This is a genomic window from Streptococcus sp. HMSC068F04 (genome assembly GCF_001837455.1).
Classification (GTDB): Bacteria; Bacillota; Bacilli; order Lactobacillales; family Streptococcaceae; genus Streptococcus; species Streptococcus salivarius_D.
The window spans coordinates 1-731 of record NZ_KV832509.1 but is presented as its reverse complement, the minus strand read 5'-3'; the positions used below and the strand labels follow the sequence as shown (position 1 = coordinate 731).

Sequence of the window (731 nt, the reverse complement as noted above, 5' to 3'; positions counted from 1 at the left end):
AAGTATGCACTTAATTTGACAATTCAAGCTAAATAAAAAACGGTCTATGGTAATTGAAAAAAGTCACCAAGATTCAAAATAGGTCGCTAGACCGATTTCTTAAATCAAGGACAGTGATAAGATAATAGTATCATGTGACAGAAAGAGAGAATTAACATGATTAAGATTTATACAATCTCAAGTTGTACAAGTTGTAAAAAAGCAAAAACATGGTTGAACAACCATCAACTTCCTTATAAAGAACAAAACCTTGGTAAAGAACCACTTACAAAAGAAGAAATCTTAAACATCCTATCAAAAACAGAGAATGGTGTTGAGAGTATTGTTTCATCAAAAAATCGCTATGCTAAAGCTCTAAATTGTGATATCGACGAGCTCAGTGTCAGTGAAGTGATTGATTTGATTCAAGAAAACCCAAGAATCTTGAAGAGTCCAATCTTAATTGATGATAAGAGATTGCAAGTGGGTTATAAGGAAGATGATATCCGTGCTTTCTTACCACGTTCAATACGAAATGTCGAAAATTCACAAGCACGCATGCGCGCAGCTCTATAAAAAAGTAAAAAAGGAGATACTTGCGATCTTCTTTTTACGTTTACTCTGGCATAGAAAATAAGTATTGACATTAGTTCGCAAACTTGATAGACTAATAAAGTCTTAAGGAAATTGTCCAGTAACAAAAAGTTTGAAAAACTTTAAAAAAGTTATTGACAAGACAGGTCAGAGATGAT

1 protein-coding gene is annotated in these 731 nt (G+C 32.7%); it reads left to right on the top strand.

Going from position 1 to position 731, the window contains the following annotated elements; translation table 11 throughout:
- The first annotated feature begins 156 nt into the window (after window positions 1-156).
- Window positions 157-555: a transcriptional regulator Spx gene (gene spx, locus HMPREF2571_RS07140; RefSeq protein ID WP_002886328.1), complete on the top strand. Its 399-nt coding sequence runs from the start codon at window positions 157-159 to the stop codon at window positions 553-555.
- The last annotated feature ends 176 nt before the right edge of the window (window positions 556-731 follow it).

Excerpts from the sequence above, each read along its gene's own strand:
- spx (WP_002886328.1), top strand. The coding sequence starts at position 157 with ATGATTAAGATTTATACAATCTCAAGTTGTACAAGTTGTAAAAAAGCA.